The sequence below is a fragment of the Streptomyces sp. RKND-216 genome, from assembly GCF_004795255.1.
Taxonomy (GTDB): Bacteria; Actinomycetota; Actinomycetes; order Streptomycetales; family Streptomycetaceae; genus Streptomyces; species Streptomyces hazeniae.
Genome location: NZ_SSBQ01000002.1, coordinates 820,428 through 842,109 on the forward strand (window position 1 = coordinate 820,428; position 21,682 = coordinate 842,109).

The 21,682-nt window shown below is 74.1% G+C and carries 16 protein-coding genes and 1 riboswitch; of the genes, 7 read left to right on the top strand and 9 right to left on the bottom strand.

What is annotated here, in order from left to right:
• Positions 1-71 precede the first annotated feature (71 nt).
• Genes E4198_RS03750 through E4198_RS03760 form a run of 3 tightly spaced genes read right to left on the bottom strand, consistent with a single transcriptional unit; the run spans position 72 to position 3,567 of the window.
• Positions 72-1,370 (bottom strand): M20 family metallo-hydrolase, encoded by a 1,299-nt coding sequence (locus E4198_RS03750; RefSeq protein WP_136181886.1) that lies wholly within the window; start codon positions 1,368-1,370, stop codon positions 72-74.
• A gap of 11 nt (positions 1,371-1,381) precedes the next feature.
• Positions 1,382-2,167: an IclR family transcriptional regulator gene (locus tag E4198_RS03755; protein ID WP_136181887.1), complete on the bottom strand. Its 786-nt coding sequence runs from the start codon at positions 2,165-2,167 to the stop codon at positions 1,382-1,384.
• Entirely contained in the window at positions 2,167-3,567 is a 1,401-nt protein-coding gene (locus E4198_RS03760; RefSeq protein ID WP_168711362.1) for a dihydroorotase family protein, read from the bottom strand. The genes E4198_RS03755 and E4198_RS03760 overlap by 1 nt, the downstream gene beginning before the upstream one ends.
• Before the next feature lie 281 nt (positions 3,568-3,848).
• Positions 3,849-3,993: riboswitch (cobalamin riboswitch) on the top strand.
• A gap of 180 nt (positions 3,994-4,173) precedes the next feature.
• On the opposite strand from E4198_RS03760, the gene metE reads away from it, so the two are divergent.
• A complete protein-coding gene (metE, locus tag E4198_RS03765; protein WP_136181889.1) occupies positions 4,174-6,492 on the top strand; it encodes a 5-methyltetrahydropteroyltriglutamate--homocysteine S-methyltransferase in 2,319 nt (772 codons plus the stop codon).
• Between the two features lie 66 nt (positions 6,493-6,558).
• On the opposite strand, the gene E4198_RS03770 is transcribed toward metE, so the two are convergent.
• The gene (locus tag E4198_RS03770) at positions 6,559-8,148 is read right to left on the bottom strand and encodes a ubiquinol-cytochrome c reductase cytochrome b subunit (RefSeq protein ID WP_136181890.1); all 1,590 of its coding nucleotides are present in this window, start codon (positions 8,146-8,148) and stop codon (positions 6,559-6,561) included.
• Between the two features lie 448 nt (positions 8,149-8,596).
• Between E4198_RS03770 and E4198_RS03775 the strand changes: the two genes are divergently transcribed.
• Positions 8,597-8,839 (top strand): DUF6480 family protein, encoded by a 243-nt coding sequence (locus tag E4198_RS03775; protein ID WP_136181891.1) that lies wholly within the window; start codon positions 8,597-8,599, stop codon positions 8,837-8,839.
• 18 nt (positions 8,840-8,857) lie between these two features.
• The gene (locus E4198_RS03780) at positions 8,858-9,613 is read left to right on the top strand and encodes an SDR family oxidoreductase (RefSeq protein WP_136181892.1); all 756 of its coding nucleotides are present in this window, start codon (positions 8,858-8,860) and stop codon (positions 9,611-9,613) included.
• A 26-nt stretch (positions 9,614-9,639) separates the two neighbouring features.
• Here the strand turns inward: E4198_RS03780 and E4198_RS03785 are convergent, their stop codons facing one another.
• The 4 genes from E4198_RS03785 to E4198_RS03800 all read right to left on the bottom strand — a co-directional run bounded on the left by E4198_RS03785 (position 9,640) and on the right by E4198_RS03800 (position 14,442).
• Positions 9,640-11,715: an iron ABC transporter permease gene (locus E4198_RS03785; RefSeq protein ID WP_136181893.1), complete on the bottom strand. Its 2,076-nt coding sequence runs from the start codon at positions 11,713-11,715 to the stop codon at positions 9,640-9,642.
• 4 nt (positions 11,716-11,719) lie between these two features.
• Positions 11,720-12,697, bottom strand: a complete 978-nt coding sequence (locus tag E4198_RS03790) for an iron-siderophore ABC transporter substrate-binding protein (RefSeq protein ID WP_136181894.1) — start codon at positions 12,695-12,697, stop codon at positions 11,720-11,722.
• Positions 12,694-13,554, bottom strand: coding sequence for an ABC transporter ATP-binding protein (locus E4198_RS03795; RefSeq protein WP_136181895.1), 861 nt, complete (start codon positions 13,552-13,554; stop codon positions 12,694-12,696). Before E4198_RS03795 ends, E4198_RS03790 begins: the two co-directional genes overlap by 4 nt.
• A gap of 186 nt (positions 13,555-13,740) precedes the next feature.
• Positions 13,741-14,442 carry a (2Fe-2S)-binding protein gene (locus E4198_RS03800; protein WP_136181896.1) on the bottom strand — a complete coding sequence of 234 codons (702 nt, stop codon included), beginning with the start codon at positions 14,440-14,442 and terminating at the stop codon, positions 13,741-13,743.
• A 172-nt stretch (positions 14,443-14,614) separates the two neighbouring features.
• Here E4198_RS03800 and E4198_RS03805 point away from each other — a divergent pair, with 172 nt between their 5' ends.
• From E4198_RS03805 to E4198_RS03820, 4 genes are all read left to right on the top strand, one after another.
• On the top strand, positions 14,615-16,087 hold the full coding sequence (locus tag E4198_RS03805) for a peptidoglycan-binding protein (protein ID WP_136181897.1): 1,473 nt from the start codon (positions 14,615-14,617) through the stop codon (positions 16,085-16,087).
• Positions 16,088-16,278: 191 nt separating this feature from the next.
• Entirely contained in the window at positions 16,279-17,121 is an 843-nt protein-coding gene (locus E4198_RS03810) for a helix-turn-helix transcriptional regulator (RefSeq protein ID WP_136181898.1), read from the top strand.
• Positions 17,118-17,309: a DUF397 domain-containing protein gene (locus E4198_RS03815; RefSeq protein WP_136181899.1), complete on the top strand. Its 192-nt coding sequence runs from the start codon at positions 17,118-17,120 to the stop codon at positions 17,307-17,309. Before E4198_RS03810 ends, E4198_RS03815 begins: the two co-directional genes overlap by 4 nt.
• A 114-nt stretch (positions 17,310-17,423) precedes the next feature.
• Positions 17,424-20,561, top strand: coding sequence for an AfsR/SARP family transcriptional regulator (locus tag E4198_RS03820; protein WP_136181900.1), 3,138 nt, complete (start codon positions 17,424-17,426; stop codon positions 20,559-20,561).
• Positions 20,562-20,632: 71 nt separating this feature from the next.
• Here E4198_RS03820 and E4198_RS03825 read toward each other — a convergent pair whose 3' ends face one another.
• The gene (locus tag E4198_RS03825) at positions 20,633-21,523 is read right to left on the bottom strand and encodes an extensin family protein (RefSeq protein WP_136181901.1); all 891 of its coding nucleotides are present in this window, start codon (positions 21,521-21,523) and stop codon (positions 20,633-20,635) included.
• Positions 21,524-21,682 lie beyond the last annotated feature (159 nt).

Genomic DNA, 21,682 nt, shown 5'->3' on the forward strand with positions numbered 1-21,682 from the left:
ACCTTCACTTTCGGATGAGCGGACCCTCGGGGACGGTGTTTCCGGGAGACACCGGGTCCGCTGAGCGGGGGTCAGAGGACGGTGCCGTCCTCTCCGGGTGCCGCGTCGCGGCGTCGTGCGCGGTCGACTTCGACGAGGCCCTGTGCCAGAGCACGGGCTCCCGTCGCTACCTGTTCGAGGTCGGTCCACTCCTCGGGGCAGTGGCTGCGGCCGCCGTGGGAGGGGACGAACAGCATGCCCATGGGCGCCAGCCGGGCCATGTGTGCGGCGTCGTGCCCGGCGCCGGAGAACATCGTGCGATGCGGCAGGCCCAGGCGCGTGTTGCCCCGCTCGAGGAGTTCCCGTATCCGCGTGTCGGCGGCGACCGGGTCGGAGGCGGAGAGGCTGTGGACGTCCGCCTGGACGCCGCGTCGCTCCGCGGCGGCCCGTGCCGCCTCGTGAAGCCCCCGGCCGCAGTCGTCCAGCCACTCCCGTTCCCCGGACCGGAACTCGACCCACAGGCGGGCGCGCCCCGGGACGACGTTCGGCGCGCCGGGCTCGATCTCGATCCGCCCGGTGGTGGCGACGCCGGTGCCCTCGTCGGCAGCGAGCCGCTCCACGGCCAGAACGGTCTCCGCCGCCGCGCAGGAGGCGTCGTAGCGATAGTCCATCGGGGTGGCGCCCGCGTGGTCCGGCCGCCCGGTGAACTCGACCCGGTAGCGGTCGATGCCCGCGATGGCGCTCACCACGGCCACCGGCAGCCCTTCGTGTTCCAGCACCGGCCCCTGTTCGATGTGCAGTTCGAGGAACGCGGCGACGTCGTCACCGGACCACCGGGCTTCCGGCAGGTCATCAGGCGAACCGCCCACCCGGGCGAGGGCGTCGCGCAGCGTCTCCCCCGCACCGTCGTCCAGGTCCAGGTGCTTCCGCGTCACCTCGCCGACCAGGGCACGGCTTCCCACGCAGCTGAGACCGAACTGGTTCGGCTCCTCGTTGAAGAAGTCGACGACCCGCAGCTCGTGTTCCAGGGCGATGCCCGCGTCGGCGAGGGTCCGTACGGCTTCGAGGGCCCCGAGCACACCGATGATGCCGTCGAAGCGTCCGCCGCCCTCGACGGTGTCGGTGTGCGAGCCGGTGACGAGTGCGGGAGCGTCGGTGCGCGCTCCGGGGAGGGTGCCGATGAGGTTGTCGACCGCGTCCCGGCGTACCGTCAGGCCCGCCGCACTCATGCGGGAGGCCATCCAGTCGCGGGAGGCCGCGTAGAACGGGGAGAACGCGCCGCGCGTCCATCCCGGCCGTTCGGGGTCGTGGAACTCCGCGAGGCGATCGAAGTCGGCGCGCAGCCGCTCCACCGAGCAGGCGGGGACTGCGGGGACCGGTCCGTGGGACATGAAGGGGCCTTTCAGGTGGTGCTGTACGGAGGTGCGGGGAGCGTCCGGGCCGATTGCTCGATCCGGGACGCGAAGGCGCGGGCGGCGGCGGTGAGGGCCCGGACCTCGGTGTGCGCGCGGTTCCCGTCGAAACGGTGCTCCGGCCCGGCGATGCTGAGGGCGCAGGCCAGCCGCCCCTGCGGCAGGACGGGTACGCCGATGGCCACGGCGTGCGGGTCGACCTCGCCACGGCTGACGACATAGCCCTGCTCGCGGATCCGGGCCAGCTGCGTGCGCAGCGTGGCCTTGGCCGGCGTACCGGGTGTGAACCGCTCCAGGCGCCCGCCGAGGACCCGGTCGATCACGTCCTGCGGCGCGAAGGCGAGCAGGGCCTTCGCGGAGGCTCCGGCGTGGAGTGGCCGCAGCGTCCCGGGCGCGAAGGACAGGCGCATGGAGTGCGGGGAGTCGAGGCTCTCCACGACCAGCGCCGAGAGGCCGGCGGGCACCGTGAGCAGCACGGTCTCGGAGGTCTCGGTCACCAGGTCGCGCAGGAAGGGGAGGGCCAGGGAGCGGAGGGTCTGGCCGGTGCCCGGGCCGTCCTGGAGACGGGACAGCCGCGGGCCGACGCGGTACGTTCCGTGCCCGTCGGCCTCCAGGAATCCGTCGTCGACGAGCCTGCGGACGAACCGGTAGACGGAGCTGGTGGAGAGCCCGGTGCGCGCGGCCACCTCGTCGGCACGTTGCGGCCCGCCGTCGACGACGGCGGCGAGGACGTTCAGCCCTCTCGCGAACGAGGAGGAACGCGGTTCGCCGGGCATCAGCCGCCCTCTTCCGGTGGTGCGGGGAAGGGCGCCGGGGCGAGGAAGCGTCCACGTCCCGCCGCGGAGCGTACGGAGTCGCCGTCCCAGATCACCTCGCCGCGGGAGACGGTGCACCGCACCCTGCCGCGGGCCCGCATGCCGTCGAAGGGGCTCCAGCCGGCGTTCGACCGCAGCCGGGAGCCGTCCACCGTCCACTCCGCGTCCGGGTCGAGGATCACCAGGTCGCCGTCCAGCCCAGGCCGCAGGTCGCCCTTGCGGTCCCCGAGGCCGAAGGCGTGTGCCGCCCGCGTGGAGAGGCTGCGCACCAGCTCACGGGGCGTCATCCGGCGCTCGTGCAGGGCCGCGTCGGCCACCAGCGGCAGCAGCGTCTCCACTCCCGGCCCGCCGGAGGCGTTGTCGAGGACGTGGTCGCGCTGTTTGAGGGCGAGCGGCCACGGGGCGTGGTCCGAGGCCACCATGTCGAGCGCGCCGCTGCGGAGCCGGTGCCAGAGCCCGTCGGTCTCCGCCGGGGTGCGCAGCGGCGGGTTGTACTTCAGCCGAGCGCCGCCGCGGACCATGTCCTGCTCGGTCAGGGTCAGATAGTGCGGGCAGACCTCGGTGGTGACCGAGGTGCCCGTGCGTCGGTGCCACTGCACCAGGTCGACGGCGTGCGGCGTGCTGACGTGGCAGAAGTGCAGGTGCACGCCGGAGGCCCGGGCGAACTCGAGCACGGCCGCCACGGCGGCCGTCTCGGCGACCGGCGGCCGGGAGACCCCGTGCAGCAGCGGCCCCGAGGCGCCGGACGCCCGCAGCCGCCCCAGGTTCCGCTGCACGATCTCGTCGTTCTCGGCGTGGACGCAGACCCGGAGTCCGGTCCGGGCGATCTCGACGAACGCGTCGAGCATCTCCCCGTCCGGAGTCCGGGGGAAGCGCCGGGGGTCGGTCTGGAAGGTGGACAGCTTGAAGCAGGCCGCGCCCTCGGCCGCGAGCTTCGGGATCTCGGCGATGCCCTGCCCGCCGGGCTCGACGGTCGCGTACATTCCGACATCGACGTGCGCCTCGCGCAGCACCGCCGCCCGCTTGTCGCGGAAGGCGTCCACCGACCAGACCGGCCCGGCCTCGTCGAACGGCATCTCCAGCAGCGTCGTGACGCCGCCCGCGGCCGCGGAGCGGGTCGCGGCCTCGATACCCTCCCCCGCATGGCTGAGGCAGTGCACGTGCGGGTCGACGACGCCCGGCAGGACGTACGCCCCGCCCGCGTCGACGCGCTCGGCGGCGGGCGCGTCGCTCGGCGTCTCGCGCACGGCCAGGACGCGTCCGTCGCGCACCCGGACCTCGCCGCGTGGGTACTCCCGCTGGGAGGTCACCACGTGGCCGGTCACGGAGAGGTCCGCGTCGAGGTCTTCCGGGTCGAACATGCGCCAGACCCTGCAACACGTGTCACGGCCCGACAACCGTCTTCCCACCCTTTGGGAATCCGCAGGTCGTCGCGTAGCCGAGGGGTCACGAGGGGTCCCGGGCCCGACACGGAAGGCGGCGGGTCGCGCCGTCGTGCGCTCGGGCGGCACGGGTCCTGCCCGCCGACGCGTGTCCCACGTCACCCTCCACATCGTGGACGTGATCGGCGGTCCCCGCGGCGGGCGCGTAGGCTCGGCAGGAGCAGCTGGTTCGCCCCCGTCCGCCAGGCGGGACGCGTCGCAAGAGGGAACCCGGTGGGAATCCGGGACTGCCCCGCAGCGGTGAGCGGGAACGACCGCCGTCACACGCACTGGGCCCGGCAACGGACCTGGGAAGCGACGGCCTGTAGGTGTCCTGACGGGACGCGCCCGCGAGTCCGAAGACCTGCCACTGCCCGTGCACGGCCGAACCGCGCACGGACATCCCGGTGACCTCGAGGGCGGGTCGGCGTACATACCAGGCGGACGACCGCGCCGTGCCGCGCGGGGTCGTCTCCGTCCGGTCCGTCACCTTCGCACCCTCGTCCCCTCCGGGACTCATAGGGACGTCTCGCGAAGGAGAACTCCGTGACATCGAAGTCCGCAGCCGCGGCAGCACGGGCCACCGTGTACGGCTACCCGCGCCAGGGTCCGAACCGTGAACTCAAGAAGGCCGTCGAAGGCTACTGGAAGGGCCGCGTCACCGCGGACGCCCTCCGTGGCACGGCCGCCGAACTGCGCGCCGCCAACTGGCGGCAGCTGGCCGCAGCCGGCATCCACGAGGTGCCGACGGGAGACTTCTCTCTCTACGACCACGTGCTGGACACCAGCGTCATGGTCGGCGCCGTCCCCGAGCGGCACCGTGAGGCCGTCGCCGCCGATCCCCTCGACGGCTACTTCGCCATGGCGCGCGGCACACAGGACGTCGCGCCGCTGGAGATGACCAAGTGGTTCGACACCAACTACCACTACCTGGTCGCCGAGCTGGGCCCGGACACCGCCTTCGCCGCGGACTCCGGCAAACAGGTCGCCGAGCTGAGGGAAGCGCTGGCCCTGGGCCTGAGCGCACGTCCGGTCCTCGTCGGCCCCGTGACCTACCTGCTGCTGGCCAAGCCCGCCCCCGGCGTCGCCGCGGACTTCGACCCGCTGACCCTCCTCGACCGGCTGCTGCCGGTGTACGCGGAGGTCCTGGCCGACCTGCGGGCGGCCGGTGCCGCGTGGGTGCAGCTGGACGAGCCCGCGCTCGTCCAGGACCGCACCCCGGCCGAGCTGAACGCGGCCGCACGCGCCTACCGTGAGCTCGGCGGTCTCGCGGACCGTCCCCAGCTGCTCGTCGCGAGCTACTTCGACCGTCTCGGCGAGGCCCTGCCGGTGCTCGCGAACGCGCCCGTCGAGGGCCTGGCCCTGGACTTCACCGGCGCCGGCGCCGGCAACCTCGACGCACTCGCCGAAGTGGGCGGGCTCCCCGGCAAGCGCCTGGTCGCCGGTGTCGTGGACGGCCGCAACATCTGGGTGAACGACCTGGGGAAGTCGCTGACCACCCTCGGGACCCTCCTGGGCTTCGCGGACCGGGTCGACGTCGCCCCCTCCTGCTCCCTGCTGCACGTCCCCCTGGACACGGCTCCGGAACGGGACATCGACCCGCAGATCCTGCGCTGGCTGGCCTTCGCGCGGCAGAAGACCGCGGAGGTACTCACGCTCGCCAGGGGCCTGGCCGACGGCACCGACACGATCGCCACGGAACTCGCGGCGAACCGCGCCGACCTGGCCTCCCGCGCCGGCTCGGCGCTCACCCGTGATCCGGCCGTCCGGGACCGCACCGCGGCCGTCACCGAGGCCGACTCCCGGCGCTCGCACGCGTATCCCGACCGGGCGGCGGCCCAGCGCACCCGGCTCGGTCTGCCGCTGCTGCCCGTCACCACCATCGGGTCCTTCCCGCAGACCGGCGCACTGCGCGCCGCCCGCGCCGACCTGCGTGCCGGGCGCCTCGACGCCGCCGGCTACGAGGACCGCGTCCGGGCCGAGATCCAGGAGGTCGTCACCTTCCAGGAGAAGGCGGGCCTGGACGTCCTGGTGCACGGCGAGGCCGAACGCAACGACATGGTGCAGTACTTCGCCGAACAGCTGACCGGCTACCTCGCCACGCAGCACGGCTGGGTGCAGTCCTACGGCACGCGCTACGTCCGGCCGCCGATCCTCGCCGGGGACATCTCCCGCCCGGCGCCGATGACGGTGCGCTGGACGGAGTACGCCCAGTCGCTCACCGGCCGTCCCGTCAAGGGCATGCTCACCGGCCCCGTCACCATGCTCGCCTGGTCGTTCGTCCGCGACGACCAGCCGCGTGCCGACACCGCCCGGCAGGTGGCCCTCGCGCTGCGCGACGAGGTGTGCGACCTGGAGGCCTCCGGCAGCGCCGTCATCCAGGTCGACGAGCCCGCGCTGCGGGAGACCCTGCCGCTGCGCACCGGCGACCGGGAGGCGTACCTGGCGTGGGCCACGGAGACGTTCCGGCTCACCACGAGCGGCGTGCGGCCGGACACCCAGATCCACACGCACATGTGCTACGCGGAGTTCGGCGACATCGTCCAGGCCATCGACGACCTCGATGCCGACGTCATCAGCCTGGAGGCCGCCCGCTCCCACATGCAGGTCGCCCGTGAACTGGCCGCGCACGGCTACCCGCGCGAGGCGGGGCCGGGGGTCTACGACATCCACTCGCCCCGCGTCCCCTCCGCCGAGGAGGCCGCCTCGCTGCTGCGCAAGGGCCTCAAGGCGATCCCGGCCGAACGGCTGTGGGTCAACCCGGACTGCGGCCTGAAGACCCGCGGCTGGCCGGAGACCCGGGCCTCCCTGGAGAGTCTCGTGTCCGCAGCTCGCACGGTCCGCGGGGAGCTGTCCTCGTCCTGACCGGTCCGCACGGCTCCGGGGCCGGGCGGCGTGCCGGGACTCGGCACGCCGCCCGGCGACGCCGGGTCAGCTGTCCTGGTCCGTGGGGCGGTCGGACGGGCCCGCGGCCGCGCGTTCGATCTGCTTGCGGCGGCCCTCGGTGACGCAGGGCTCGGCCTGCCCGCCGTGGAACCAGCGGCTCAGCGCCGCCCGGGCCCGGACCCGGCGCGGCGGACGGCCGGGAGCGGTGTGCAAGGTGCCGGGGGTCAGCGGGGCCGTGCCGGACCGGACGAGGATGCGGTACACGCGGTCGGCAGGCAGGGGCAGGTGGCGGGACGTGAAGCCGCCCTCGACGGTCTGGCTGACGCCGCCGCCCTCGATCCCGTCGGCCAGCAGGTGGCGCTCCCGGTCCTGCAGCGCGGTGCAGAGCCGTTTGGTGACCAGGAAGGCGAGCACCGGCGCCACGATCAGGGCGACGCGTTCGACCTGGCGCATCGTGTTCACGGAGGTGCCGAATACGTAGGCAAGGATGTCGTCCCCGCCGGCGACGAGGAGGACGGCGTAGAAGGTGAACCCGGCGACGCCGAGCCCGGTGCGGGTGGGCTGGTGGCGCGGCCGGTCGCACAGGTGGTGCTCGCCGCGGTCGCCGGTCAGCCAGCGTTCGAGGAACGGCCAGGCGTAGAGCAGGGTGAACAGCAGTCCGGGCAGGACGAGGCCGGGGACGAAGACGTTCCAGGACACGGTGTGCCCGGCCAGGTTGGTCTCCCAGGGCGGCATCAGGCGCAGGCCGCCGATGAGGAAGCCGATGTACCAGTCGGGCTGGGAACCGTTGCTCACCTGGGAAGGCACGTTGGGGCCGTACGCCCAGATCGGGTTGACCTGGGCGAGCGCCCCCATCGCCACCAGCACGCCGGAGACCAGCAGGAACAGTGAGGCCGAACGCACCGCGAACTGGGGGAACATCGGGATGCCGACGGCGTTGCGGTTGGTGTGGCCGCGGGTCGCCCACTGCGTGTGCTTGAGGTGGAAGACCAGGATCAGGTGGACGGTGACCAGTGCCAGCAGCAGGCCGGGCACCAGCAGGATGTGGACGCTGTAGAGGCGCTGGATGATCTCCTCCCCGGGATACTGGCCGCCGAACAGGAACAGCGCGACGTACGTGCCGACGACGGGGAGGGACAGCGCGATTCCCTGGGCGACCCGCAGGCCGGTTCCGGAGAGCAGGTCGTCGGGCAGGGAGTAGCCGGCGAACCCCTCGAAGATCGCCAGAACGAACAGCGTGAGCCCGATGATCCAGTTCACCTCTCGCGGCCGCCGGAAGGCGCCCGTGAAGAAGACGCGCAGCATGTGGGCGCCGATCGCGGCGACGAAGACGAGCGCCGCCCAGTGGTGGGTCTGGCGGATCAGCAGTCCGCCGCGCACGTCGAAGCTGATGTCGAGGGTGGAGGAGTAGGCGGCCGTCATCCGCACGCCTTGCAGCGGGGCGTAGGACCCGTCGTAGACCACCTCCTCCAGGCTGGGCTCGAAGAACAGCGTCAGGTAGACGCCGGTGAGCAGGAGGACGCCGAAGCTGTAGAGGGCGATTTCGCCCAGCAGGAACGACCAGTGCTCGGGGAAGGCCTTCCGCAGCAGTCCACCGCCCTCGGTGACCGGCAATCTGCTGTCGAGCGCGGTCACGGCCCTGTCGAGGCGATCCGCCCGCTGCGCCGCCCTGGTTCTCGCCCTGCGTCCGGCAGCCACGGCACCTCGCCCTTTTCGTCGTCGTCGCGCTCCGTCCACGGCCTGGACGCCTGTTCCCCGAGGACGGGTCAGGGCACCAGGGCCCCCACCCGACCGGGTGAGCGGCCGGGTGCACGCCGGGGTGCACGACCGGGACGTGCCACGGCGGCGGGGCGGGCGAGGGGCGGCGGGACCATGCGCCCCAGGCTGGCCGGACGGCCCGCCGGTCCGGGCGTGACCTGCCCGGCGGGGCGGCGCGTTGCACCCGACCGGCGGACCGGGCCGCACCGGACCGCCGTGCGGACGCCCGTGAGGGGTGGTCGACTGGGACGAGCGGCGGAGCGCGGCGTTCCGCCAGGTCACGGACGAGCCGGGAGAGGTGTGCGGTGGCAGGGCAGGCGAAGCGGTGAGCCACAGCGACGGGTCGGAGAGCGCCGACCCGGACCCGGAGAACACGCCCGGCCTGTCGCCCCGGGGTGAGATGCGGCAGGGCGACACGCCGCCCACCGAGGGCGGCACGCTCGACACCGGGCCGCGTGAGACGTACAACCCGACACGTGGCTGGGCGGCGGCACCGCTCGTCGTGATCGCGGTCTTCTGCCTGCTCGTGGCGGGGTTCTTCATCGCCAGGCTGGTCCTGGCCCTGTGAGCGGGAGGGAGGACGGCCGTGCGAGTGGACGGGGCACGCGTTCTGGTGGCCGGTGCGACCGGTGTGCTGGGCACTGCCGTGTGTACCGCGCTGCACGGGCGCGGCGCGCGGCTCGCCGTCGCGGGCCGGAACCCGCACCGGCTCGCCGGGGTCACGGGTGCCCTCTCACCTGACGGTGGCGGACCACCCCCGTCCCGTACGTTCGACGCCTACGACCTCTCCGGCTGCGGCGCCCTGCCGTCGTGGGCCGCGGAGGAACTCGGCGGACTGGACGCCGTACTGGCGCTGCCGGGTGTGGCGGGCTTCGGCACCGCCGCGGAGACGGAGGACGCGGTGGCCGAGCACCTGTTCACGGTCAACGCGCTGTGTCCCCTCGCCGTCCTGCGTGCCGCGCTGCCCCTGCTCGGCCGGGGTGGCGCGATCGGCGCGGTGAGCGGGGTCCTGGTCGAGCGTGCGCAACCGTCCATGGCGGACTACGGGGCGGCGAAGGCGGCGCTGAGCCACTGGCTGACGGCCGTGCGGACGGAGGAACGGCGCCGCGGCGTCCAGGTCCTCGACGCGCGGCTGCCCCACCTGGACACCGGTTTCGCAGGACGTGCGGTCGCCGGAACGCCGCCTGCGCTTCCCGCGGGGGTGCCGGCCGAGGCGGCGGCGGACGCCGTCGTGGACGCGCTCGCCGACGGTGCCGGCGTCCTCGCGCCGGGGCCGGAGCCGGGGCCGGGGCCGGGGCCGGGGCCGGGGCCGGGCGGAGGCTTCGCCACCCGGCCGCGGTGAGGCGCCCGCCCTGCCGTTTCGGTGTCCTACCGGCGGCTGCGGGCGAGGAGGTAGAGGAAGTACGGGGTGCCGACGGCGGCCGTCATGAGCCCGGCGCCGAGCTGGGCGGGGGCGATGACGGTCCGGCCCAGCAGGTCGGCGATGCAGACCAGGGTGGCTCCGAGGACGACCGCGACCGGCACGACCCGCACGTGCTGCCGTCCGACGAGGGCGCGGGCGGCGTGCGGGGCGACGAGGCCGACGAAGCCGATCGTGCCCGCCGCCGCCACCGCCGTGGCGGCGAGCAGGACGCCGAGCGCCAGGAAGCCGAACCTCCCCCGGGCCAGGCCGAGTCCGAGCAGCCGCGGGGTGTCCTCGTCGAGGGAGACGAGGTCGAGTTCGGTGCGCCGGGACACGGCGACGGCCGCCCCCACGGCGAGCACGACGGCGAGCGGCAGCACGTCGGGGAAGGTGCGGCCGTAGGTGGAGCCCGACAGCCAGGTCAGCGCCTTGACGGCGTTGAAGGGGTCGGTGAGGACGATGAGCAGGGCGACGAGGGCGGCGGTGCCGATCGCGCAGCCCATGCCGACGAGGACGAGCCGGTTCTGCTGGAACCCGCCCCGGGCGGAGAGCCCGAACACGACGGCGGCGGTGAGCGCGGCCCCGGCGAACGCCGCACCGGCGACGCTCCACGAACCGGCCATGGGCAGCGTGGTCACCAGGGCCACCGCACCCAGCGCGGCACCGCCGGAGACGCCCAGCACGCCCGGCTCGGCGAGGGGGTTGCGGGTCACGGCCTGGACGAGGGTGCCCGACAGGGCGAGGGCGGCGCCCGCGAGGAGGGCCGCCAGGACCCGCGGCACGCGGGTGTCGAGGACGAAGGTGAGGGTCCGGCCGGCGTTGGACTGCAGCCAGTTGGCGACGTCGCCCAGCAGCAGCTTGCTGTCGCCGAGCAGGACTGCGGCGAGCGTCACGCCGACGAGCACCACCACCGCGGCGGTCGTGGTGGCCAGGAAGGCGGTGCGGCTGCGGATGCGGAGCCGGTCGACCTCGGTGGCACCGCCGGTGTCGCGGCCGCGCGTCGCCATCACGACGAGAAAGGCGGCGCCGAGGAGGCTGGTGACGATGCCGGTGGGGACGGCGACGGCGAGGTCGCCCGGCACGGCCGCGCGCAGCGCCACGTCCGAGCCGAGCACCAGCACGCCGCCGACCAGTCCGGCGACCGGCATGCTCGTCCACGGCCGGTTGAACGAGCGGAACCGGCGCCCGAGGAGGCGGACCAGTGCGGGGGCGCACAGGCCGACGAAGCCGATGGCTCCGGCCAGGGTGACGGAGGCGGCGGCCAGCAGCACCGCGAGCACCACCGTCGTGACGCGGGTGGCACGGACGGGGACGCCGAGGCCGCGCGCGGCGTCGTCGCCGAGGGAGAGGGCGTCGATGCGGCGGCTGAGCAGCAGCAGCCCGGCGAGGCCGACAAGGACGAGCGGCACCATCTGCACCACGCCGTCGAAGCCGTTCTGGGCGATGCTGCCCTGGTTCCACGCGTACAGGCCGGCGGTCTGCTCGGGGAAGAGCAGGAGCAGCGCCTCGGTGAGGGCGATGAGGCCGAGGGTGAGGGCGCTGCCCGCGAGGACGAGCCGCACGGTGCCGGCGCCGAGGCCGGACAGGCCGAGGACGACGGTGGCGGCCAGGAGTCCGCCGGCGAAGGCGACCCCGGAGGAGGCGAACAGCGGCAGCGTGAGGCCGGTGGCGGCGGCCACGCCGAGCGCGAGGTAGGAGCCCGCGTTGACGGCGAGGGTGTCGGGTGAGGCGAGCACGTTGCGGCTGATCGCCTGGAGGGCGGCGCCCGCCGCGCCGAGGGCGGCGCCGACGAGCAGGCCGGCGGTCATCCGGGGCAGCCGGGAGGCGATGACGACGGAGGCGTCGCCGGGTTCGGCACGGCCGGTGAGCGCCTTCCAGACTTCGGCCGGGCCGACCGCGGCGGTGCCCTGCGTGAGGTCGGCGAGCGCGAGGGTGGCGAGGGTCAGGACCAGCGCGGCCGTCACCGCGGCCGTGCCCGTACGCCGGGTCTTCGAGTCGCCGGGGGGCGTGCGGGTGGCGGGAGGGGTTGCGGTGACGGCCATGCTGCTACTTCGTCAGCGCCTCGACGAGGGCGTCGATGTACGCCTCCATCGACTCGGTGCCGCCGAACATCCAGATGCCGTCGGGCAGCCGGTGCACGTTGCCGGCCTTCACGAACGGCAGGGCCTTCCAGACGGCGTTGTCGGCGAGTTCGTCGGTGAAGGGCGTGCTGGCCTCGTCGCCGTCGCTGCCGATGTGGGCGAAGTGCACGTCGTCGCCGAGCGTGGTGAGCCCTTCGACGTCGGTGGCCCCGAGTCCGTAGGCCTCGTCGCCCTTCATCCTCCAGGCGTTCTCCAGGCCGACCTTCTCGTTGACCTCGCCGATGAGGGAGCGGGAGGTGAACGGCCGGACGGAGACCTGGTTGGAGGTCACGTAGCCGTCGGCGAAGGCGAAGGACGCGCCGCCGAGTCCGGCCTCGTCCAGCGCCTTCCTCCCCTCGGCGATCTTCGCCTCGAAGTCGGCCTTGAGCGTGTCGGCCTTGTCGGTGGTGCCGGTGGCCTTGGCGATGAGGTCGAGGTTCCGAGTCATCCGGTCGATCTGACCGGAGGCGTCGGCGGAGCGCACCGTCAGGACGGGCGCGACCTCGCGCAGCTGCTTGACCGCGGACGGCTGGAGGTCGGTGGTGGCGACGATGAGGTCCGGCTTGAGCGAGGCGATTCCGTCCATGCTGGGCTCGCCGCGGACGCCGACGTCCTTGGGGTCGTTCTCCAGCGGGACGACGGTGTCCCAGGTGTTGTAGCCCTTGACGTCGGCAACGCCAACCGGGTCGATGCCCAGGGAGACGAGGTGCTCGACGACGTTCCACTCGGTGCCGACCACGCGTTCGGCGGGGCCGTCGAGGATGACCTTCTTGCCCTGGGCGTCGGTGAGGACGAGGGACTCGCCGGACTTCTTCGCGTCGTCGGCGGCGGGCTCGGTGGTGCCGCAGGCGGTCAGGGTGAGGGCGGCGGTGGCCGCCGCCGCGGCGAGGAGGAGGCGTCTCATGAGGGTGTGGTGAGCCTTTCGCTTCGGGTGTGGTGGCGGCCGACGGCACGGGTGCGCAGGTGGCCGGTCAGGGGGTCCGCGGCGACCTCGACGCGGATGCCGTAGGTCTCCGTGAGGCGTTCGGGGGTCAGGACGTCCTCGGGGGGTCCGTCCGCGACGATCCGTCCCTCGTGGAGCAGCACGATCCGGTCGGCGACCGCGGCCGCCTGGTCGAGGTCGTGCAGGACGACGCCGACGGCGATGTCGTGGACGTCCGCGAGGTCGCGGATGAGGTCGAGGAGTTCGACCTGATAGCGCAGGTCGAGGTAGGTCGTCGGTTCGTCGAGCAGGAGGACGCCGGTCTCCTGGGCGAGGCAGCCGGCGAGCCAGACGCGCTGGAGCTGTCCTCCGGAGAGGTGTTCGGCGCCTCGTTCGGCGAGTTCCTCGACGCCGGTCAGCCGGAGGGCCCGGTCCACGGCCGCCCGGCCGCGCGGGTCGGCCCTGCCCCAGCGCCCCCGGTACGGGTAGCGGCCGAACTCCACGACGTCCCGTACCGACAGGCCGCTGGGCGCGGCGCGGCCCTGGGTGAGCAGGGCCACCTGCCGGGAGAACTCGCGGGGGCTCAGCGCGAAGCCGTCGGTGTCGGCGTCGATGGTGAGCGTGCCCTGCCGGGGCCGCTGCAGGCGGGCGAGGGTCCGCAGCAGCGTCGACTTCCCGCTGCCGTTCGGGCCGACCAGGACGGTGACCTCGCCGAGCGGCAGAGCGACCGACGCGTCGTGCACGACGTCGACGGCGTCGTAGGCGACGGTCAGGTCCGCGGCCGACAGCGCGTGACCGCGGACGGACGGGGCCTCGGGGGTCTCTTCACCAGCTTTCACGCAGATAAGGCTAGCCTCACCTAAACGGACCGAGGAATCCGGGGGTGCCGCACGTTTCCGCCTTCCGGATCGTCGCGGCGCTGTGGAGCATGCAGCCGGTTCGACCCTCTTGTCCAGAAGCGCCGTCGCCGGAGGGCCCCGGCGGGATTCCGTCCACGACCCCCGGGCACCCCAGGGCACCCGGGCTTACGCGGTGGAGCGGTCGAGCACGCAGTCGCCGCAGGTGCTTCCGCCGACGCGGTAGTACAGGCAGCAGCTGCGGCGGCGGAACGCCACCACCTCGCCGCCGCGGGTGGCGAGCCGGCCCGTCCCGGCGAGCGGCTCGCGGTCCAGCAGCGCCCGCGCCCAGGTCAGCGGAGGGAAGTCCGGGTGCGGCAGCTGCGCGTGGAGCACGCGCAGCGTGCCCACGAGCGCCGAGGCCGCGTTGCCCCACAGGACCTGGGGGGAGAGCCGGAAGACGCGCCGCATCTCGTCGGCGAGCGGCGCGAGGTGGCCCTCCACCACGATTTCGTGGAGCGTGTCGGCGGGGTCGCCCGGGACGGCGGCGACCGGGTCCACAAGCCACAGCGCGAGCGGCCCGGAGGGCACGGCCCGCCACCAGAGGCGTTCGGGGGACAGGTCGGGCACCCGGCCGGCGAGCGCGGCCGTGCCCAGCGCGACCGACCACAGCCGGGACGCCAGCCCGAGATGCAGGGTGGAGGCCGAGACCCGGACGTCACCGGTGCCCATCCGCCGCCCCACGTCGGCCACTGCTTCGGCCAGGAGCACCGGATCGGCGTACAGCCGGGCGAGCGGCAGGAAGCCAGCGGCGTCCGCCCGCGGCCCGGTGCCGATGGCGAAGTAGGGGCCGATCGCGGAGGTCCGTCCCAGCACGTCATCGGTCAACACTCCGCCAGCCTCGCACGGAGCCACTGCGTACAGAAGCGCGCCTCACCGCGGTTCAGCGCATCTCCTGGTTGTCGCGTACATGCCTACGTGCTTTCCTTGCGGGGCTCATCCCGGTCGACTCCCCCGGTCCACCCGGCGGGAGTGGACGAGACCTCACGGAAGGAGAACACGTATGCGTGGGAGACGACGCAGACGTCCGGTCCTGACAGGCGCCCTGGCACTCCTGGTCGCCCTCGGCGTGACCACCGGTTCCGGAGCGGCCACCGCGTCCGACGCGAGCTCTGCGGGGAAGGCTCCGGGCCAGGGGGTCTCCTGGCGTGCGGAGTTGGGTGTGCGGGGCGGTGACGACGTGGGCGTGCGTTTCGCGGACGGTGCGTTGCGGTTGCGTGCGGAGGGGGTGCGTCCGGCGTCGGCCGGGGGTGAGGGCGCGCAGGGTGCGGCGGTGCTGCCCGTGCGCGACCTGGGCCGTGCGGTGCACCGGGTGTCGGTGGATCTGGAGGCGCGGACGCCGCAGGGCACGCGGGTCGCGGTCGATGTGCGCGGGCGCGGCGCGGGCGGCGTGTGGACGGAGTGGCGGGAGGCGGCGGCCGGTGCGCCGGCGCTGCTGCCGCGTGCGGCGTCCTCGGTGCAGGCGCGGGTGACCCTGTTCGGGGTGGCCGGCGGTGGGGTGAGCCCGGTGGTGGAGGAGTTGCGGCTGTCGGCGGAGGCGGTGCCGGCCTCGGAGCGGGCGAAGGAGCGGCCGCGGGCGGCTGCGGCGTTCTCCGCGACGGTGTTCGCGACCCGTGAGGGTCTGGTGGGGCACACCACGGCCAACGGTCATGTCATCCAGCCCAACGACCACTTCGTGGCGCTGCCCTCGCGGCGGGGTCTGTCGCCGAAGGGCAGCCACGAGTACTCGGTGCGGGTGTGCGGCCCGGCGCGCTGCGAGACGGCGCCGGTGTGGGACGTCGGCCCGTGGAACACCAAGGACGACTACTGGAACCCGTCCTCCGTGCGGGAGATGTGGAAGGACCTGCCCCAGGGCAAGCCCGAGGCGCAGGCCGCCTACCAGGACAACTACAACGGCGGCGCCGACGAGTTCGGCCGCCAGGTCGCCAACCCGGCGGGCATCGACCTCGCCGACGGCACCTTCTACAACGTCGGCCTCAACAACAACGGCTGGGTCACCGTCACCTACCTGTGGACCGACGGCGGCGGAGGCACCCCTCAGCTGAGCTTCCCCTCCTACAGCACCCTGCGCGACGGCTCCAGCGGCCCGCAGGTGAGCGCCGCCCAGCACCTGCTGAACACGAACGGATTCGACGCGGGCGCCGTCGACGGCGCCTTCGGGCCCAACACCGAGAGTGCCGTGCGGGCCTTCCAGCAGAGCCGGAGCCTGTCCGTCGACGGCGTGGTCGGCTCCAAGACCTGGACCGCGCTCCTCTCCGCAGGCAGCAAGCCCGTCCTGCGGCAGGGCGACAGTGGCGCGGCGGTGGAACGGCTGCAGCGCGCGCTGACGGCCGCGCTCGGACGCACCGTGGATGCCGACGGCGCCTTCGGGCCGAACACCGACGACGCGGTCCGCGACTACCAGAGCAGCCGCGGGCTCGGGGTCGACGGGATCGTCGGCAGCGGGACCTGGGGCGCCCTGCAAGCAGGCAGGTGACCGCCGCCCGGCCGCAGGCCCTCACGTCCTGCGGCCGGGCCCGGCACACCGGGAGGTCCACCGGGACGGCGCCCATACAGCTGACGCTGTACCAGTGGCGCGACTGGACCCTGTCGATGACGTGCCGTAACCATGGGACTCCGGAGTGGGTTGACGGAGTACCGGGCAGGGCACGGAGAGGCGGGGCCGCGATGGGGACGATCGACCACTGCACCACCAGTGCGTCGGAGCTGTCGGACAGCCTCAGGACCTTCGGCGCGGTGCTGAAGGCGCTGCGCGACGAAGCGCGCCTCACCCAGGAGGAGTTCGCGCCGCGGGTCAGCTACTCCTCCGCCTACATCGCGAAGATCGAGCAGGGAAAGCGCTTCCCGCCGAGGGAGTTGGTGGAGCGCTCGGAGGACGTGCTCGGCCCCCTCGCCGCCCGGGTCCTCGCTGCCGCGGCGCGCAGCCTCACCCGCCGAGTGGGACTGGCCTCGTGGTTCCAGCACTGGGCCGCCATCGAGGAGGAGGCGGTGTCCCTCTACGCGTACGAGTGCGGTGTCGTGCCGGGCATGCTCCAGCCGGAGAAGTACATCCGGGAGATCTTCGCGCGGCGGCTTCCACCCCTCACCGACGAGCAGTCGGAGAATCAGGTGGCCGCCCGCCTGGCCCGGCAGCAGCTCCTGACCGAGCGCCCCAACACCACGTTCTGCTTCGTCATCGAGGAAGCGCTGCTGGCCCGTGGCTTCGGTGGGCCCGAGGTCACACGAGCGCTCCTCGACCACCTCCTGCACATGGGCTCCCGCCGCAACGTGGAGATCTCCGTGATGCCGTTGCGGCAGGAGGACCACTCGGGATTCGAGGGGCCGATGTACCTCGCCGAGACTCCTGACAACAGGTGGGTGGGGTACGTCGAAGCGCACGACAACAGCATGCTGGTGACCGACCCGAAATCCACAAGTGCCATGCTCAGCCGCTATGGGACACTGCGCTCCCAGGCTCTGAGCCGAAGGGCGACCGCGAGCCTGCTGACGCAGATGCGAGGAGCGCTATGAGCACCACGGGACCGGCCTGGTTCAAGAGCAGCTACAGCGGCGGTGGCGGCGGAAACTGCGTGGAGGTCGCCGCAGCGGAGTCCGCCGTTCTCGTGCGGGACTCCAAGGACACGGATCTCCCCGCCCTGACGGTCTCCGGCGACGCCTGGGCAGCCTTCACAGCGCAGGTCGCGGCCCGCCTGCCGTAGTCCGTTCGTCCCGGGAGTCCCCCGGAACGCCCACACCTCGGCGTGTACATGTCCGCAGAGGGGGGAAGTGGACCGCTGCCGCCGACGTGACACGAAGGCGGGCGGCGCGAGGGCGTGAAGGGGGACTTCGTGCGCTTCGGCATCCTGGGGCCGGTGGAGATCCGGCGCGACGGGGCCAGACAGCGGCTCCGCTCCGGTCGTGAACGGTCCCTGCTCGGGCTGCTCCTGCTGCACCCCGGACGCGTCTTCACGCCCGCCCGGCTCGTCGACCTGCTGTGGACGGACCCGCCCGGCAGTGCACGCGCCCAGGTCTACAACCTGGTCAGCAGACTGCGGCAGCACCTCTCCGACCCGCGCGGCGCGATGCTGCGGACCGCCGACGGCGGCTACCTGCTCGTCCCGGGAACTCATCCGGTGGACCTGCTGGAGTTCCGGGCGGCGAGCACGGCCGGACGCAAGGCCGCCGCCATCGGCGAAGCGGCCGACGCCGCCGAGCAGTTCGCCGCCGCCCTGGACTGCTGGCGGGGCACCGCGCTGGGAGGGTGCACCGAACCCTTCGCGGAGGCCGCCCGGCGCGACCTGGACGAGGAACGCCACCGCGCCCTGGAGGGTCTGGCCGACGCACAACTCGACCTCGGCCGGTACGCACAGGTCCTCGCCACCGTCGGCCCGCTGCTCTCGGACCACCCGCACCGGGAGGACCTGTACCGGCGTCAGATGCTCGCCCTCGCCGCGATGGGCCGGACCGCCGACGCCCTCGCCACCTACCGGCGGGCGTACCGGCGGCTGGAGGAGGACCTCGGGGTCGAACCGGGCGTGCAGCTGCGGGAGCTGCACCAGGAGGTGCTGCGCGGCGCGGCCGTCGTACCGGGCGCGGGCGCCGGACCGGAGACGGGCGTGCGGACCCGCTCCTCGCCTGCGCCGCAGCCCCCTGCGCGACGGCCGGACGGACCGGAGCCCGCCACGCGGCGGGCCGAGGCGCTTGCCGGTACGCCGCCGCGCCAACTGCCGCCCGCGCCCGGGGTGTTGTCCGGCCGCGAGGAGCTGCTGGCGTACGCCCGGCAGGCGTTGCGGGAGGACGGCACCGTGCCCGTCGTCGTGCTGAGCGGCCAGGGCGGCGCCGGGAAGACCGCGCTGGCGCTGCGTACCGGGCACGTGCTGGACGAGGAGTTCCCGGACGGCCAGCTCTACGCCGACCTGCGCGGCGCGCAGCCGGAGCCCGCGGACCCGCACGAGGTGGCCGCCGCCTTCCTGCGCGGACTGGGCGTGGACGGGCAGGACGTCCCGGCGGGCGCTGGCGAACGGACCGCCGCCCTCCGCACCCGCCTGGCCGGACGACGGGTGCTGCTTGTGCTGGACGACGCGCGGGACGAGGCGCAGGTGCGGCCGCTGCTGCCCGGCACGCCGGGCTGCGCGGTCCTGGTGACTTCGCGGCGCCGTCTCACCGCGCTGGACGACGCCGTCGCGCTCGATGTCGGCACCCTGGACCCGGCGGACTCGCGGGCTCTGCTGGCCCGCCTGGTGGGGCCCGAACGCGTGGCGGGGGAGCCGGATGCCGCCAGGGACGTGGCGGAGCTGTGCGGGCACCTGCCGCTGGCGCTGCGCATCGCGGGCGCACGGCTCGCGTCGCGCCGGGACTGGACGCTGGGCCGGTTCCGTGACCGGCTGGCCGGACACCGTCAGCGGCTGGACCAGCTGAGCACGGGCGACCTGGACGTACGGGCGGGCATCGCGCTGAGCTACCGGGCGCTGCCTCCGGTGCTCCGGACGGCGCTGCGCCGCCTGGGGCTGCTGGCGGCGCAGAGCGTGCCGGGGTGGGTGGTGGGCGCGCTGGCCGGCCCGGACTTCGCGGACGACGACCTGCTGCCCGACCAGCTCGTCGACCGGCACCTGCTGCGGACGGCGGGGACGGACGCGGCCGGACAGCCGCGGTTCCGGCTGCACGACCTGGTGCACGACTTCGCGTACGAACGCGCCGTGGCCGAGGACCCGCCCGCCGAACGGGAGGCGGCCGTCGGGCGGGTGCTGCGCCACTGGCTGCTGCTGGCCTCCCGGGCGGCCGGGCAGCTCGGGCACGGCGGGGTGCTCGACGCGGTCGCCACCGGCGGCGAAGCGCTGCCCGCCGAGGCGTCCGCGGCGGCGCGGGAGCATCCGGCGGACTGGTTCGCCGCCGAGCGGGCGAACCTGGCCGACGCGGTACGCCTCGCCTGCCGGCTGCGGCTGCCCGCCCTCGCCACGGACCTGGCCCTGCAGCTCGACGGCTACCTGATCATCCGCTTCCACGAGGCGGAGCGGGAGGCCGCGCTGCGAGCGGCCATCGACGCCTGGGGCGGGGAGCCCGCCGGGGACCGGCGGCTGTCCCGGCTCCATTTCGCGCTGTGCTGGGCGATGTTCCAGCAGGACCGGTACGCCGAGCTGGGCGAGGCGGCCCGCCGCTGCTGGGAGGTGGCCACCGACCTCGGCGACCCGGAGGTGGTCGCCGACGCGGCGTGGCAGGTGGGACGCGCGACGGCGCTCCAGGGACGGCTGGCGGACGCGGCGGCGTACTACGAGAGTTCCGCGCGGGACGCGGAACGCCTCGGACTGTCGGACCGCGCCCAGGTGTACGCCCGCACCGGGCTGGCCAACGCCCTCGCGGACCTGGGTGACGCGGGCGCGGCGACCGGCCACTACCGGCGGGCCCTGCACCGGCACGAGGCGGCGGACCGTACCCGGGTGGTGGTGCTGCTGCGGTTCGCGGAGGCGCTGGCGGACCGGGGCGAGACCGCCGGGGCGCTGGAGTCGCTGACCGAGGCCGCCCGGATCGTGTCCGGCATCGGCGACGAGGTCGGCGCGGCGCACGTGGAACGGGTGCGCGGCCAGGTGGATCTGGCCGCGCGGGACTGGGCCCGGGCCCGGGAACGCCTGGAGGCGGCGCTGGCGACGCTGCGGCGGAACCGCGAGCGGTCGGGCACGGCGCTGGTGCTGCGGAGCCTGGCGGACGCGGCGATCGGCGCGGGCGAGGCGTCGGCCGCGCGGGACCGGCTGCGGGAGGCGTCGGCGGTGTTCGGGCGGATGGCGGCACCGGTGGAGGTGGCCCGCACCGAGGCGCGGCTCGCCGTGACCCTGCGGCTGGCCGGCGACGTAGCCGGCGCCGAAAACCATGCCGGGGCGTACCGGCGGGTGCTGCACGGGCTGGGGCTGACGCCCGCGTGCCTGCGGCTGCCGGAGCACGTGCGGCGCCTGCCGCCGCTCGCGGAGGAGGCCGTCTGACGGCGCCGGTGCCCGCCGGGGGCGCGGGCACGGCACGGGTGGGGGCGCCTCCCGTGCCGTGCCGGGCTGGGTCAGAACGCCTCGTTGCGGAAGCCGTGCCGGGCGACGCGCGCGAGCATCGTCCGCCAGGAGTCGATGCTGGCGTGCGGGTTGCCCTCGATGCTCAGCCGGTTGCGCGCACGGTTGAACCACTTCTCCGTCTGCGGTCCCCAGATGCCGTCCACCGCGATGCCCGCGCCCATGAAGTTGTTGGACATGGCCTGCACGAACTTGGTGTCGCTGCTGGAGCCCTTGGAGCACTTGGTGGGCAGCCCGCCGAAGTCGGCGTGGATGTGGTCGCGGTGGTCGGCGTTGTACCAGCCGTCGAGCACGTACCGGAAGCGGCGGCGGCAGGTGGCGTCGACCGCCAGGTAGCGGCGGCGGCGGGTGCGGTCGCCGGCGTGGTGGCCGTCCAGCGGGGACGACTGGCGTCCGCCGCCCCAGCGGACCAGGTCCAGGTCCATCGCGGTGCCGTTGCCGTGCTGGCCGCTGCGGTTGACGTAGAACCCCGCCGAGACGAGGAACTTGACGTTGCCGAAGCCGCCGTCCTCGGACAGCCGGCGCAGGTCGCGGATCCACACCACCAGGCGGTCGTAGAAGGCGGGGGTGCAGCGCCAGTCGCGCAGGGTGGTGTTCCCGCGGTTGCCGCGCCAGTAGTAGACGGGCGTGCCGTCGATCCTGCTGAACGTCTTCAGCGCCATCAGCGACGCCGAGGCCGGGGGCTGCATCTCGGCCGGCAGCGGGGCGAACGCGGGCTCCTCGGCGGCGTAGGCGGTCCCCGAGGTGTTCGCCAGCATCGCGGCGGTGGTGGCCGCGCCGACTCCGCCCAGGAAGAGCCGGCGGTCGATGCGCGAGGTGACGTTCGTGTCGGGGCGGGCGTCCGTGCCGGGGTGGCCGACGGGTCTGTCCTGTGGCTCCTGCATGGTGTGCTCCTCCGCAGTGGTCTCCGCGTGATGTGGGGCGGTGGCACTGCGATGGTGAGCGGCAGGTCTCCTTTCCGGCTCATTTCCTTCTCACTCGGCGCATGCGCAGGTCGGAGGGGCTTCTCGGCCGTGCTTCCGTGCGTGCCGCAGCGCTTCCTC